General features: G+C 38.4%; 18 protein-coding genes. 3 read left to right on the plus strand and 15 right to left on the minus strand.

Going from position 1 to position 14,718, the window contains the following annotated elements:
* Nucleotides 1–31 precede the first annotated feature (31 nt).
* From spoIIIAD to spoIIIAA, 4 genes are read right to left on the minus strand one after another with little or no spacing between them, the layout of a single operon-like run.
* Complete coding sequence (gene spoIIIAD / locus FHY45_RS16060) at nucleotides 32–415, minus strand: stage III sporulation protein AD (protein ID WP_066104967.1); 384 nt, start codon at nucleotides 413–415, stop codon at nucleotides 32–34.
* Between the two features lie 26 nt (nucleotides 416–441).
* Nucleotides 442–645 carry a stage III sporulation protein AC gene (gene spoIIIAC / locus FHY45_RS16065; protein ID WP_049670184.1) on the minus strand — a complete coding sequence of 68 codons (204 nt, stop codon included), beginning with the start codon at nucleotides 643–645 and terminating at the stop codon, nucleotides 442–444.
* Between the two features lie 21 nt (nucleotides 646–666).
* Nucleotides 667–1,182 carry a stage III sporulation protein SpoIIIAB gene (spoIIIAB, locus tag FHY45_RS16070; protein WP_066104970.1) on the minus strand — a complete coding sequence of 172 codons (516 nt, stop codon included), beginning with the start codon at nucleotides 1,180–1,182 and terminating at the stop codon, nucleotides 667–669.
* A complete protein-coding gene (gene spoIIIAA / locus FHY45_RS16075) occupies nucleotides 1,179–2,102 on the minus strand; it encodes a stage III sporulation protein AA (RefSeq protein ID WP_066104973.1) in 924 nt (307 codons plus the stop codon). The genes spoIIIAB and spoIIIAA overlap by 4 nt, the downstream gene beginning before the upstream one ends.
* Before the next feature lie 56 nt (nucleotides 2,103–2,158).
* Here spoIIIAA and FHY45_RS20645 point away from each other — a divergent pair, with 56 nt between their 5' ends.
* Nucleotides 2,159–2,302, plus strand: coding sequence for a hypothetical protein (locus tag FHY45_RS20645; RefSeq protein WP_180350001.1), 144 nt, complete (start codon nucleotides 2,159–2,161; stop codon nucleotides 2,300–2,302).
* A 78-nt stretch (nucleotides 2,303–2,380) separates the two neighbouring features.
* Here the strand turns inward: FHY45_RS20645 and efp are convergent, their stop codons facing one another.
* From efp to FHY45_RS16095, 4 genes are all read right to left on the minus strand, one after another.
* Entirely contained in the window at nucleotides 2,381–2,938 is a 558-nt protein-coding gene (efp, locus tag FHY45_RS16080) for an elongation factor P (protein ID WP_066104976.1), read from the minus strand.
* Between the two features lie 21 nt (nucleotides 2,939–2,959).
* Nucleotides 2,960–4,021 (minus strand): M24 family metallopeptidase, encoded by a 1,062-nt coding sequence (locus FHY45_RS16085; protein ID WP_139892486.1) that lies wholly within the window; start codon nucleotides 4,019–4,021, stop codon nucleotides 2,960–2,962.
* A 22-nt stretch (nucleotides 4,022–4,043) separates the two neighbouring features.
* A complete protein-coding gene (gene aroQ / locus FHY45_RS16090) occupies nucleotides 4,044–4,478 on the minus strand; it encodes a type II 3-dehydroquinate dehydratase (protein ID WP_139892488.1) in 435 nt (144 codons plus the stop codon).
* A gap of 68 nt (nucleotides 4,479–4,546) precedes the next feature.
* Complete coding sequence (locus FHY45_RS16095; RefSeq protein ID WP_066104981.1) at nucleotides 4,547–5,059, minus strand: YqhR family membrane protein; 513 nt, start codon at nucleotides 5,057–5,059, stop codon at nucleotides 4,547–4,549.
* A 132-nt stretch (nucleotides 5,060–5,191) separates the two neighbouring features.
* On the opposite strand from FHY45_RS16095, the gene FHY45_RS16100 reads away from it, so the two are divergent.
* Nucleotides 5,192–6,139: a DUF1385 domain-containing protein gene (locus FHY45_RS16100; protein ID WP_066104984.1), complete on the plus strand. Its 948-nt coding sequence runs from the start codon at nucleotides 5,192–5,194 to the stop codon at nucleotides 6,137–6,139.
* An 86-nt stretch (nucleotides 6,140–6,225) separates the two neighbouring features.
* Nucleotides 6,226–6,618, plus strand: a complete 393-nt coding sequence (locus FHY45_RS16105; protein ID WP_077248061.1) for an SA1362 family protein — start codon at nucleotides 6,226–6,228, stop codon at nucleotides 6,616–6,618.
* A 159-nt stretch (nucleotides 6,619–6,777) separates the two neighbouring features.
* Here FHY45_RS16105 and FHY45_RS16110 read toward each other — a convergent pair whose 3' ends face one another.
* The 7 genes from FHY45_RS16110 to FHY45_RS16140 form a co-directional block, all read right to left on the minus strand.
* Nucleotides 6,778–7,386 (minus strand): hypothetical protein, encoded by a 609-nt coding sequence (locus FHY45_RS16110; protein ID WP_066104987.1) that lies wholly within the window; start codon nucleotides 7,384–7,386, stop codon nucleotides 6,778–6,780.
* Nucleotides 7,386–8,003: a phosphate starvation-inducible protein PhoH gene (locus FHY45_RS16115; protein WP_139892490.1), complete on the minus strand. Its 618-nt coding sequence runs from the start codon at nucleotides 8,001–8,003 to the stop codon at nucleotides 7,386–7,388. Before FHY45_RS16115 ends, FHY45_RS16110 begins: the two co-directional genes overlap by 1 nt.
* Before the next feature lie 667 nt (nucleotides 8,004–8,670).
* Complete coding sequence (locus tag FHY45_RS16120) at nucleotides 8,671–9,459, minus strand: ABC transporter ATP-binding protein (protein WP_066104997.1); 789 nt, start codon at nucleotides 9,457–9,459, stop codon at nucleotides 8,671–8,673.
* Complete coding sequence (locus FHY45_RS16125) at nucleotides 9,460–10,953, minus strand: ATP-binding cassette domain-containing protein (protein WP_139892492.1); 1,494 nt, start codon at nucleotides 10,951–10,953, stop codon at nucleotides 9,460–9,462.
* The gene (locus tag FHY45_RS16130) at nucleotides 10,934–11,920 is read right to left on the minus strand and encodes an ABC transporter permease (RefSeq protein WP_139892494.1); all 987 of its coding nucleotides are present in this window, start codon (nucleotides 11,918–11,920) and stop codon (nucleotides 10,934–10,936) included. The genes FHY45_RS16125 and FHY45_RS16130 overlap by 20 nt, the downstream gene beginning before the upstream one ends.
* Nucleotides 11,913–13,496, minus strand: a complete 1,584-nt coding sequence (locus tag FHY45_RS16135; RefSeq protein ID WP_066105003.1) for an ABC transporter substrate-binding protein — start codon at nucleotides 13,494–13,496, stop codon at nucleotides 11,913–11,915. Before FHY45_RS16135 ends, FHY45_RS16130 begins: the two co-directional genes overlap by 8 nt.
* A gap of 301 nt (nucleotides 13,497–13,797) precedes the next feature.
* On the minus strand, nucleotides 13,798–14,694 hold the full coding sequence (locus FHY45_RS16140) for a patatin-like phospholipase family protein (RefSeq protein ID WP_066105006.1): 897 nt from the start codon (nucleotides 14,692–14,694) through the stop codon (nucleotides 13,798–13,800).
* Nucleotides 14,695–14,718 lie beyond the last annotated feature (24 nt).

Below are 14,718 nucleotides of genomic sequence, written 5' to 3' on the forward strand. Positions count from 1 at the left end.
TTCAGCCCCTTTAAACCTTTCACCACAATGATTAGTTAGGAATCATCTGAATGACACTTTCAATAATGACCGTTAAAATTGGAATGGCCATCGTGAGGATAATAATCTTTCCAGCCAATTCAATTTTTGAAGCAATTGCACCCTGCCCGGCATCTTTTGTTATTTGTGATGTAAATTCAGCAATATAGGCAATTCCAATGATTTTCAAAACTGTTTGTAAGTAAACCATATTCACATTTGCATTAACGGCCAATTGCTGAATCATTTGAATGATTTCGTAGATTTTATCTATCAGAAAAAGAAATATAGCGCTTCCGACAAATACAACAAGTAAGAAAGCTAAATTTGGCTTTTGTTCCTTGATGATCATTGCCAGAAATGCCCCAACCAGTGCAACACCCGTTATCTGCAACATTTCAATGGCTCATCACCCCAATATTCCTATTGAAATAAAAACACGGATTTAATTCGATCAATCAACTGACCTACCACCTGTGCCACATTAAATAAGATATAAATAAAACTCACCAATATGACCCATTGTGAATATTCCTTCTTGCCCACCTGATCAAGAATCGTATGAATGAACGCAACAATCAGCCCGACCCCTGCAATTTTAAAAATAATATCGATATCAATCCCCATAACCCACTATCCTCCCTCTCGCTACATCATTAAAATGGCAATGAGCAGACCTGCAAAAAACCCTAGACTTCTGGCCATTTTGTCGTATTTCACCTGCTTATCAACGGCATCTGCTTCCTCCCTCTCGAGATGAACCAATGCCAACTGAATTTGTTTTTGCTGGCTCTCCCGATCATGTCTACCTAATGTTTCTCCGAATTGGAGAAGGATATCTATTTCTTTTTGCTGTAGTTCTGATTGTTTTCTTACCACTTCAAGACTTTCACCCCATGCTGCCGACACAGATTGATTGGCTGAGCCGAGCCTGCCTGCAAAGTCCGAAAAAAGAATTGAAACTGGAGCAGGAATTTGTTTCGCCAGTGTTAATACCGCTTCTTTTAAGGGAGAATGCCCATACATAATTTCAGCTTCCAAAATTTGAAGTGCCGCTCGTAAATCACGGATATGTTTAGGTCTGGTGATTAATTTTTTAGAAACTTCAAAGCCGATAAGGGATGTAGCTATAACAATTAAAACTGCACCTAAAATTTTAATCATATTCTCACTCTTTCCCCATCAAATAGCACCTTGCCTGTACGATCTTTTATTTTTGATATACATCCTGGCCGATCTATTCTCTTGAGTTCCACAATTCTCTCAAAATTAGCTTCCTGTACGATGTTTTTCATGATGGGTCTGGCTAATATATCATCAAGCGAATGTCCATGCGCCGTTATAAAGAGCGTTATACCAGCGTTTACGGCTTCCATCATCGCCTCAGCATCTTCTATTCTTCCGATTTCATCGGCCACAATGATTTCCGGGCTCATAGATCTAATCATCATCATCATTCCTTCAGCCTTTGGGCAGCCATCAAGCACATCTACTCTGATACCGAAATCCATTTGTGGAACTCCTTGAACACATCCGGCAATTTCAGATCGCTCATCTACAATTCCCACTTTCATCGCACGGATCGGATAGGAGCGATCTCCACTGGAAGCATAGCGGGCTAGATCTCTTAAAAATGTCGTTTTCCCCGTTTGCGGCGGTCCGATAATCAGAGTCGATAGCCAGCGATTATGATATAAATAACGAACCCATTCATTTACCAACCCCTTCTTTTGTCTGGCAATCCGGATATTAAAAAAAGTGATATCTCTAAGTCCCTTCACTCTTCCATTTTCTAGAATGACTCTCCCTGCTAAACCAATCCGATGTCCTCCCTGAACGGTTATATAACCGCGTTTTAACTCTTCCTCGAGCATATAAAAGGAAAACTGGCTGACTTTATTAAGAAATAAATCTGCATCCTCCCGTAATACAGGCTTATGCCCATACGTGATTCCATTTCCGAACATGACTTCAAGCGGTCTTCCAACTCTAATTCTTATTTCTTCAATTTCCCCTGGATTTTTGGCTATTTCTTTTAACTCAGCGCCAATAGCCGGAGGTAATAATTCAATGATTGAATCCATATCTCTCCCTCGCCTGGTCTGTCATTATTTAAAATGTATTCATGGACAGGCCGTTTATGACTTTTTTAGAAACAAACGCGCGGTTAAATGACTATAACCGTAAAATAAAAATCTCTTTAGATTCGGAAAAAGGTATAGAGATAGAAGAATCCAGTAAATTAATTGGAATGGCGGAACTAAGGAAAGGTGGAATTGGATGACGGGGTTGTTCACTATATATTTTGGCTTAAACAAAAAACTCCCGGGAATTTACTCCCGGGAGTCTTTACACCTATTTATTAACCTCTTGATACATAAGATGCATCAGAAGTATTGATGATCAGTTTGTCACCTTCATTTACAAAGAAAGGAACTTGAACAGTAAGACCAGTTTCAACAGTAGCTGGTTTCGTACCGCCTGATGCTGTATCACCTTTGATACCTGGTTCTGTTTCAGTTACTACCAATGTAACAGTTGTTGGAAGCTGAACGCCAAGTGTTTCCGTTTGGAACATCATGATAGACACTTCCATGTTTTCTTTCAAGAATTTCAATTCATATTCGATTTGCTTAGATGACAATTCGATTTGATCATATGTTTCGTTATCCATAAACACATGATTATCTCCACTTGCATATAAGTATTGCATTTTACGGTTTTCGATATGTGCTTTAGCAACTTTTTCACCAGCACGGAAAGTTTTCTCCTGGATAGCACCTGTACGAAGATTACGTAATTTAGAACGTACAAACGCAGCTCCTTTACCAGGTTTTACGTGTTGGAATTCAATTACTTGCCAGATACCGCCATCCACTTCAATTGTTAAACCAGTTTTAAAATCATTAACAGAAATCATACAATATAGCCTCCTACAGCCTTATAAAATAAGTAAATCTTTCGTTGAATGAGTAAAGGTTTCGTTAGAATCATCCGTAATAAGGAGATCATCTTCAATTCTTACTCCTCCAACTCCAGGTAAATAAATACCAGGTTCACAAGTGACAGTCATGCCTTTTTCCAAAATAATATCAGATTTAGCAGAAAGTCCAGGACCTTCGTGCACTTCAAGCCCAATCCCATGTCCAAGGGAATGTCCGAAGTATTCCCCATATCCTTTGGCAGCTATGATATCTCTTGCAAGAGCATCTGCTTCGCGACCTGTCATACCCGGTTTAATATGCTCCATTGCATACAACTGAGCTTCCAGGGTAACATCATAGATTTTCTTTAATTCATCAGTTGGGTTACCGACCGCCACTGTACGTGTAATATCAGATATATACCCATTATAAAGGGCACCGTAATCCATTGTGACAAAATCGCCTTTTTCTATTACTTTTTCTGTTGCAACACCGTGCGGCAATGCAGAACGTGCACCAGAAGCGACAATGATATCAAATGATGATGAAGTAGCCCCTGCTTTACGCATAAAGAATTCTAATTCATTTGATACTTCTATTTCAGTTAAACCTGGACGAATATACTCAATAATATGTTTAAATGCAGCATCTGCTATGTCTGCTGCTTCCTTTAATATCTTAATCTCTTGCGGTGTCTTAATCAAGCGCAATTTTTCAACAACATTGGAAACAGGAACAAGTTCACCTTCCACAACTTTTTCATATAACTTATAGGTAGCATAAGTAAGGTCATCCTGTTCAAACCCGATTTTTTTTGCATTCATTTCCTTCAATTGAGCTGCTATCTCATCTTGAATTGGTCCGCTATGTTTGACAATCTCAAATCCAACTGCCTGTTTACCCGCTTGCTCCACGTATCTAAAATCTGTAATAAATTTTGCATCCTTCTGGGAAATTACGACTACTCCCGCTGTTCCAGTAAAGTTAGAAATATATCTGCGGTTATATGGGTTTGTAATAATGATAGCATCAATATGTTCCTGACTTAATCTTTCACGCAATCTCTGAATTTTTTCCATTGAATAGACCTCTCCCTCATGATTAAGTAGTCAATAAAGCACGTAACGCCAATTCATAGCCATTCAACCCAAGCCCTACAATTTGACCCTTCGTGACAGGGGCAGTGACAGATTGATGACGAAAAGGTTCTCTGGCATGGACATTTGAAATATGTACTTCTATTACCGGAACTGAAATAGAGGCGATCGCATCCCGTATCGCATAGCTGTAGTGCGTAAATGCCCCTGGGTTTAAGATAATCCCTGAAGCCGAGTTTGTTTCCGCCTCATATAGCCTATCTATTATCGCTCCTTCGTAATTGGATTGAAAACACACCAATTGCGCCCCGAGTTTTATAGACTGAGTCGCTAACGACTCTTCAAGATCTGCAAGAGTCGTTCTTCCATAAATCTCGGGCTCTCGAAACCCCAGATAATTTAGATTTGGTCCGTTGATTAAATAAATTTTTTTATCCATAACCAGGCTCCCGTGTTTTAAAGTGATACTTTCAATTTTAACACAAGAGTGAAAAATTCGACTACCTATTACTGGACGGAATCCACTTTTACTTTCTTTCCTTCCTCTGCCTCTAGTTTCCGTTCATGATATTCAAAACTAATGGAGTACCCGACAAATAGTCCGTACAAGACAAAGATACATAGTGTCGTTACAATGGTATCCGCTGATAGTTCCCCAACCGTTTTCATTCCTGGAAATAATGGCCTTAATACAAGGAATGAAAGACCCCACAGAGCAATCCCATAAACAATACCAATCCAATAAGATTGCATCTTACGAAAAATAAAGGAGTAAACATAAGCAAAGAGCATAGAAATAAGACACAAGCATAAAATTGACAGTACCACGCCCATCCACCCTTTAACAAAATCGGCTTTCACCCATGTGCGAAGAAGAAATGTTGGACCTATTTCCGTAAAATGAAAATAGTGACAGATTTGAAAAATCGCACCCCAAAGCAATCCTCCATAAAATCCAACTGAATTAATTACACCATAATAGCCCATCGGCTTTTTCAGCTTTTCTTTTGCTGTTTCCATATCCAATCACCTCACAACTGCTAGTATGTGCGAAATAGACAAAGTTCATAAGAGAAATGGAAACAATCACTAGTGAAATAGAGAAAAATTCTGTAGAATAGATAATATAGACAACTTAACCATTATGGAGTGATGAATAAATTGGATAATAAGCCAATCTACGGCGGACAGGCTGTATTAGAAGGTGTAATGTTTGGAGGCAAACATTGTACCGTTACAACCATTAAACGAAAAGATGGATCATTCGATTCCTATGCATTGCCAAAAACAAGCCATCCCCTGCTGATAAAATTAAAAAAGATTCCGTTTCTGCGTGGTATTGTGGCTTTATTAGAATCCAGTGCAATCGGCTCCAAGCATTTATCTTTCTCTACAGATCGATATGACGTTGACCCAGCAGATGACCATAAGATTGAAGAAGAAGAAACGTCTAAACTGGGTATGATTTTGGGCGTAGCAGGCATTGGGATTTTATCCTTTATACTCAGTAAATTACTTTTTACCGTAGTACCAATATTTTTGGCTGTTATTTTTAAGAGCATAGCACCCGGAGAAACAGTACAAGTATTATTAGAAGGTTTTTTCAAACTCACATTATTATTACTATATATCTATATCGTATCGTTAACACCGCTCGTAAAAAGAGTCTTTCAATACCATGGGGCAGAACATAAGGTTATCAACGCATTTGAAAGCAATAAGGAATTAACGGTGGAAAATGTTCGTAACGCATCTAGATTGCATTATCGATGCGGAAGCAGCTTTATTTTATTCACCGTATTTGTTGGAGTTTTTCTATATATGTTCGTTCCTTCTGATGTCCTTTATATTCGTATTTTAAACCGAATTGCCTTAATACCAATTGTCCTAGGTGTATCATTCGAAGTACTGCAGTTAACCAATAAAGTACGTAACGTTCCTGTATTGCGCTTTTTAGGTTATCCGGGACTATGGTTGCAGCTTTTAACGACAAAGGAACCAAGCGATGAACAAATTGAGGTAGCCATCGTATCATTTAACAAAATGCTCGAAACTGAAAATAACTACAAACAAGGTTTACTCGAAGAAAAAATAGTGTAAAGAATAATAAAAGAAAAATAATTTCCTTGCTTATTGTTTATTTTTTCCTAAATATGCCAATGATGCTCTTAAAGGAGGTGCTTTCTGTGAATCGTAAGAATTCGATGATTATTATTTATATCCTTCTTGGTTTCGCAGCTTTGGGGTTAATTTCCACTTTGATAAATAACCCGTTCGAACTAATTAAAAACGTACTCATTGGAGCCGCTGTTGTTGGGTTGATTTATTTTGTTATTACACGATTCAGGAATGGTAACTCGGGTGGAGAGTATCAGGCATACAGGAAAGCAGCCCGAAAAACAATCAAGAAGAAACGTAAACATGAAATGATTAAAACAAAAAGAAGCAAACATAATACACATGGATTAACTGTCATTTCTAAAGAACAGCTGATTAACAGACCTAAGAAAAAGTCAGATGTCAAACTGACTGTCATAGAAGGAAAGAAAGCACGTAAAAAAAACCGGGCCCTTTTTTAAAGAGTTCGGTTTTTTACGTGCTTTCGTTAAAGAACAATATATGATTGATACTTTAATCCTTATTTCACCTAACGGGTAAAATTAGAATAATAAGCTAGGGTGATTATAATAAAGGATAATCCATAAGTTATAGATTAAAAGTTTAACTGATAAATTGACTTATTTAAATTCTCCACGATACAACCATGGAAAAAGGCCATCTAAAAATCGTTCAGTTGCCGGCATAAAATAGGAACCATAATGATAGTCAGGATCAAGAGTCGTAATAATCCAAGTGCCCTTAGTTGATTGTTCATCTATATACAGTACAGATCCGCCATCATCCGTAGCTATAAGTGTGGTAGCATGCTCTGGTGGCCAAAATACTCCGTGTTGATGCCATGTTGAATCCTCAAGCGTAATATACTTAAAAAATTCATGGTCATCATTTTTAGTTACTAACCCACTATTTGCATTTTCTTCAAGCCACCACCAAAAATTCGTCTCGCGTTCTTCCCATTTTTGATTAGGGAGCCATTCCCATGGCTGTGGACCCATAGCCACAATAATACCGCCCTGATCAGCAAACTCATAGAACTTCTCTTTATTATCAAGCAGTATTTGACCATTTAATTGAGAAGGAACAATCAACACATCAAATCCTGTTAAATCAAAATCTTTCAATTCAAGCTGATAAATAAGAGAGTCTATGAATTGCGCATACTTTGGCTCATGAAAAGTTCTATAATGCGGCGCATGCCCGCCATAAATCACAGCTATTTTTCTCATTATGCCTCAACTCCTTTGGTGCGTACTATTTCCTTCTTAAGAACCTCTATAAATTGAGGAGTTATTTGATTTGTTGTGTTTTTCCGCTGACCATATCCTAATAAACTCCTGCCAGCATGAACAATAACTGTCCCATTCGTTGTTTCACGATCAATGTACGTAATGGCCTTACCATCTGTAAATGTTAGGCAAATCTCCGTATGTTTCGGTGGCAAATAAAAACCTCTTGCAAAGAAACCTGCAACACCCTTCGTATATACCATATCCTCTACTTTTACACCTTTAAAAATCGGTGAATCCTCAGGAACCTCTACTAGGTAATCCTGATGGCCGCGAATCTTCTTCGGCATCATTGGCGTACAGCCTGGCAGCCATTCTCTGAATAAGTGGCCACAAAAGACAACAATCTTTCCTTCGTTTAAGAATTGCTCTATTTTTTCTTTATGTTTATACAAATACTCCTGATCTGCAAAATCCGTAATAACCAAAACATTGTATGGAGCCAATTCAATGTTTGCAAACTCATATTCCATTAATTTAGTATGTTGACCGGATGATAATTCTGTTTTATAACCAAATGCATGATTCGGACATAGTTCCAGTATTTTAAGTTCCATTGTATCTCCTCCTTGTGTTGAGTAATCTAGCTTCAACTCCTAACTCCTCGAGTCATAAGCATAGTCTCTGCGGAGGGCTACAGGACGTAGGTCACGAAGGCGTTGCCACACGATGTGGCGCTCTTAGCCTTTGTTCCTTAAAGCCTTCCCCTACGAGCCTCTGTCTTATGCTCTTCGCGGGCCTACAGGTCTCAGCTTTTTATTTAATCCAGCTTCAGGGCCTAGCCGCTCGAGGTCGTAAGAATAGCCACTACGGAGGCCAACACGATGTTGGTCACAAAGACGTTACCACAGGATGTGGTGTCTTTAGTCTTTGTTCCATCAAACACTCTCCCTGCGCACCTCCTCTTATGCTCTTCGCGGGCCTACAGGATGTAGGTCATGAAGACGTTGCCACACGACGTGGCGCATTTAGTCTTCGTTCCTTAAATCAGCCGTTTCAGCTTTTTATTCAATCTAGCTTCAACGGCTAGAAGCTCAGGACATAAGCATAGTCTCTGCGGAGGGCTACAGGACGTAGGTCACGAAGGCGTTGCCACACGATGTGGCGCTCTTAGCCTTTGTTCCTAAAAACCTTCCCCTACGAGCCTCTGTCTTATGCTCTTCGCTTCTGGGCAAGCCGTTTCAGCTTTTTATTCAATCTAGCTTCGACTCCTAGGAGCTCGAGTCATAAGCAAATACTCTGCGGGGAAGAACTTTCCCTTCGAGTATTCGTCTTATGCTCTTCGCTCCTGTTCAGTCGTCTCAGCTTTTTATTTTCAAAGTAGTAGCATGCCTCTACTAATTTTTTTGTGTAGGGATGTGTTGAGTGGTTTAGAACTTGAGAAGGAGGTCCGCTTTCGACAATGGTCCCTGTCTCAAGTACCATCATTCGATCTGCTACATTACCGACAGACTGAATTCGGTGCGTAATGTATAAAACAGACATATGAAATTCAACCTGAAATTTCTTTAATAGGTTGATGATTAACTTTTCTGTTTGCGGATCCAGAGCAGATGTAATTTCATCGGCTATTAAAAGCTTAGGATTCATTAATAAAGCTCTAATAATAGCTAATCTCTGTTTTTGTCCTCCGGAACATTGGCTTGGTTTTTTTGCTAATAATTCCGTCGGTAAGTCCGCCTTAGCCATTAATTCTTTTATTTTCTTTTTTATTGATTCCGGCTTTTCCTTTTTAAGTACAAGCGGTTCCATTAAACTTTTCTCCATTGTCCAAAACGGGTTAAAGGAACGCTCCGGATTTTGGTAAATATATTGAATCGTACAACATGGCTCTTTTTCAACAAGTCCGCTTGTCGGTGATTGAATTCCCATAATAATTTCAGCCGTTGTAGATTTACCTGACCCTGATTCTCCTATCAAACAAATAAATTCATTGCACAAAATCTCAAAATTGATTCCCCGAAGCACATCCTGATTTTGGTAGCTTTTATTTACATCTTGAACTCTTAACATTCATTGCACTTCCTTCATCAGTTGTTTATCACTTAAACTAAAAATCCGATCCGAGATTGCATACGCTACATCTAAATCATGCGTGATAAATAATAGACTGATCCCATGTGAACGGACTTTTTCCTCCAAGAGTTCCACTACTTCTTTTTTCAATATAGGATCCAGCGCACTTGTGCATTCATCTGCAATCACAAAAGCTGGTTTATTTACCAGAGAGAGTGCGATTAGAGCCCGGCTCAACATGCCGCCGGAGCACTCATGCGGATACTTGTCCAAAATGTTTTTATTTAACGCGACTTCTTCAACACTCTTCTCAGCTTCCGCAAGACTTATACCGGTTTCTAAAAACTGTTCTTTTATTTTTAATACTGGATTAAATGCCGCCCGTGCATCCTGATAGATAAATGAGCATGTTTTCCAGTAGTGCTTTTCTCTAAAGGATTTCTCGCGAACAGACTCACCGTCATATGTAACATCGCCAACCCAGTTCTCAGCCGGCAATAATCCGTACAAAGCTCTGGCTATCGTTGTTTTTCCACTGCCTGAAGGCCCAATCAAACTCACAATCTCTCCTCTTTTGATCGTAAACTCGATATTTTCAACAATAGTAGTCTCGTCATATGTAACCTGCTCCAAGTGACAATATAAATCGCGAGACTTGCCGGTCACTGGTGTTGTACCCTTTTGTTTCTTTGTTTTTGAAGACTTCTTCTGTTTATCTTCCAATAAGAAAGCAAGCGAAACCGATGTGATGAGCAGCATAATCACTGGCGGCAATACAATCCATGTCCATTGGCCAGTTAAGAAAATAGATGTTTGTGTGAAAGCCATATTTAACATGCTTCCCCAAGATATCACATTCGGGTCACCCAAACCTAGGAATGCTAAACCTGCTTCTGTCAAAACAGCAGATTGAAATGTCATCACGAATTTAGTCTTTATGATGGGCTGCAATTGCGGAAGAATATGAGATTTCAATACATAAAAAGAACTGCCACCAAACAGCGCCGATGCTTTTACAAATTCTCTTTCTTTTAATGTTAAAACAGAGGATCGAATAATTCTCATATAACCCGGCCACGATAAAAGACTTAAAATGATTACAAGCTGAATTACACCGGAACCCGTAAAAGCAACAACCAATAATATCAAAAGCAAATTTGGAAGCACTAATAAAATATTGGCCAGCCCGTTAATGAATTTATCGAATTTCGGCAAATATCCCGCTGCCAGTCCCAGCAATACACTTAAAACTGTCGAACACAGAGCAATACAAAGTCCAATTAAGACACTTGTACGGGTTCCATATAATAATTGGCTAAATATATCCTGACCTAAACGATTTGTACCCAGCCAATGCTCAGATGAAGGAGGTTCAAACAATCCTCCGCTATAATCCATTGCTGAATAAGGAGAAAGTAATGGACCAAAGAATGCCAACAGCATGACCACGGCTAAACAAAGTAAAGGGAACTTATAGAACTTTTTCAACATGTTTGCCCCCTCTAACACGTGGATCTAGTTTAGGATAAATAGAATCTGCCAGTGCATTGCAAATCAAAATCATAACAGCAAATAATAAAAACAGACCATGCATCAATGGGTAATCCCGTGAAAGAATGGACTCTTTTAATAACTGCCCAATTCCCGGGTAAGAAAATAACGTCTCTACAAAGATTGCTCCTGTAAAGGTGTAGCCAATTCTTATCATAATCAGAGTAAATATAGGTATTAAAACATTTTTAAACGCATGTCTGAAAACTAACCGGATTTCCCTGACGCCCTTCATCTTCGCAAATTCAATGTAAGGTGAGGAAGCTACCTGAATCGTTTCATTACGCACGAGTAAATAGATCCTTGTCAGGTTTACCATGGTTAATGTCACTATTGGTAAAATAGCATACTTAGCCGCATCATTAACTTTTACCCATATTGATTCGCTATCCATAAACGGTGTATGGGCTCCGCTCATTGGAAGCATATCCAGCATAACTCCAAACACAATAAGCAATAGCATACCGAATAAAAATTCGGGTAAAGCGCCAATTGCCAGCATTGTTGACATGAATGTTTTATCACCTTTTTTATGATGAACCCAACCCGATAACAGTCCTAAAAAAATACCAATTACAATAGATAGAACAGAAGAAATTCCGACAATCCATAGCGTGTAAGAAATATGGTCCATTATGATATCATTAACAGGCAATTTATAAGTATATGAAAATCCAAAATCAAACTGTACGATGCCAACTATATAATCAATAAATTGTTCAGCCATTGAATCATTCAGCCCATAATATTCAATCATTGAATTCTTTTGTTGCTCTGTTAAAGTTGCACCGCTTTCCTGCCCCTCTAAATATTCAAGAGGTCCCCCCGGCATTAGTCGAGGAAGAAAAAAATTTAAGAGAATCAAGATAAGAAGAAGAGAACCGTACAGCTTAAAAATTTTAATCATATTCAATAAACGCTGCCTTGTTATCTGTTAATGGAATTCCGTCTGAAATACCACCATATGTGTTAAACCATCCATCAAATACATTAGCATCATAAACAAAGTAGAACGGGCGATGGTAAATCACTAATGTAGGCAGCTCTTCAGCTAAAATATCCTGCATAGAATCAACTGTTTCGTTACGCTCTTCCCCTTCTTGAGACAGTTGTTTACTAGCCAACTCGTTAAATTCTTGATGATTGAATACAGCATTCCCAGCATATGCATTGCTTGCCTGACCAGAGAACCATAAGCGGAGGAAATCAGGATCCCCACTTAATCCAATGTGCCCTGTTAAAGCCATATCATATTTCCCTTCACTCATAGCAGTTGTAAAAGTAGCTGTATCTACTGTTTGAATTTGCAATTTCACCCCTACATCAGCAAGCATTGATCTCATTAATTCGGCTTCCTGAGGAGTAGAAGAAACCAGAAGTTTTAAGCTAAGCTCTTCTCGAACACCATTTTTATTTTTTTCATATCCGAGTGAATCTAACATTTCATTTGCTTGATCCACATCATAATCATATTTTTTTACATCTTCATTAAACCAATCCGAATCAGGTGGAATTACCCCTCCGCTACCAACAATGGTTTTGGAATTCCCCAATACTTTTTCTGCTATTTCACCTCGATTAAGTGCATAGGCAATTGCTTGACGTAGCCTTTTATCACTTAACTGTTCATTTTCCAAATTAAAAACAATACGAACTGCGCTTCCTGTTGGATTACTTTGAAGCGCTTTAAACCCTTGTTCTTCCATTTGCTTCACTTCTGTATAGTTATACGTCATGCCGCCGGTTATTTCCCCTTTTTGCAGGGAGAGCATTTTATTCTCTACATTCAAATATTGAACTTCCTTAACCGTAACATCACCTTTGAAATAAGCCTCATTTGCTAGGTAACGATAATTACCAGTCGAGCTGTTATAGCTATCAAGAACATATGGACCTGTACCTATTAATGCATTTTCTTCCGTATATTCCATTGGATTTTCAATTTCTGACCAGATATGCTCTGGTAGAATTGGAAGAATTCCGGCAATTTCAGTGATAAATGGGGAATATTCCTCGGTCAACGTAATTGCAACTTTGTGATTTGATATTTTCTTTAGTGAAGCTATTTTAGACATATCTGCATTCCACTGGAACGCATGTTTCTTAAAATAGTTATATGAAAAGACAACATCATCGGCGGTTAATGATTCTCCATCATGAAACTGCACATCTTTTTCTAAATTAAACGTGTATGTTAGCTTGTCCTCAGATACTTCCCAGGAAGATGCCAGCCAAGGAATTACCCCAGTCTCATCTTTCCAAGTAAGCGAGTCAAAAATGAAACTGCTGCGTAAATATCCTCCGGGACCATTTGAGGTAAATGTAAATGGAGATGGGAACCCACTATCTGCCCATGCAATCTTCACGGTCTTATTTTTTTCAGATGCCTTTGAATCTGTATTTGTATTTGGTGAAGTGCCACCACCTGAACATCCTGCGAGCAGGATGAATAATGATAGTAGTAAAAATGAAATCCTTTTCATCCATACAACTCCCTTTCAACATATGATGGTTCTTATCATATAACAGTTGATAATGATTATCAATATCATTATTTTAAAAAATTATAATCGTTTAATAAATGAGAAAAACGTCCTATACAAAATACACTATATAATGGAAAATATTACTATTATATAAAGAAAATGTTTTTATTTTCTCATTCAATTTATTATATCAACATATTCTTATCGTTTATAACTATTAAGAGCCACTCTTTTTGAGACAAAAAAAGCACCCTACTATTAGTAGATGCTACAAAGTGTACTTGTTTATTGTTTTATATCATCTGATTCGGTAAACCCAATCCTTAAGAAAATGCTTCGCCGCTTCTTTACCTTGATCAATTAATACTAGCCGCTGATTGTCAGAAATAGAAAACTCTATAAATCCCGCCTCTTTAATTGGTATAAACACAATGTTTTTAACGAATTTTCTTGAAATATATCTGGCATCATGAGCATTCCTCATCGTTTCAAATAAAGATGTAAAAAGTTCGATTGCATTATTGATATCACGCTCATGGACCACTGCTTGTTGTTTTTCTGGTACCAGCCTTAATCCCAGCACCGGTCTCTCAGCGATAACATTATCTTGATCAAACAGCCACATAGGAAAATTACTTAAAACCCCGCCATCTACGATAACCCTTTTCTCCCCTACCGTTCGAAGCGTAATCGGCTGAAAGAAAAAGGGGACAGAGCAGCTCATACGAATCGCTCTCGCCACTAAGAACTGATTGGGGTTTATATTATATTTTGGCAGATCATCCGGCAAAACCATCAATCTTCCATTTGTTAGATCAGATGCAATAACTCTCAATTGTTTATCAGCTAAATCTGCAAATGTCCTAATATTTTTCCTGGCCAATACCTCTTTAATCCATAGCTCCAAGGCATCCCCTTTGTAAAGTCCCATACTCCAATATAATTTGAGCCATTTGGCTAGTGGAAAATGTTTATTTTTTTTTGTTTCCAATAGCTTCGTTAATTTAACGCTTTTCATAATTTCATTAATTTCGCTCCCTGAGTACCCCGCTGCTATAAACCCGGCAATGATTGCGCCTGCACTTGTTCCGGCTACTCTTTTAAACCGATATCCCTGCTTCTCTAATTCAATTACTGCCCCAATAAGAGCAAACCCTTTTATACCTCCTCCGGAAAACACTCCGTCAATAAACAAATAAAACCCCTCCCCCCTTACTTA

It is taken from the genome of Bacillus sp. D386, assembly GCF_006346415.1.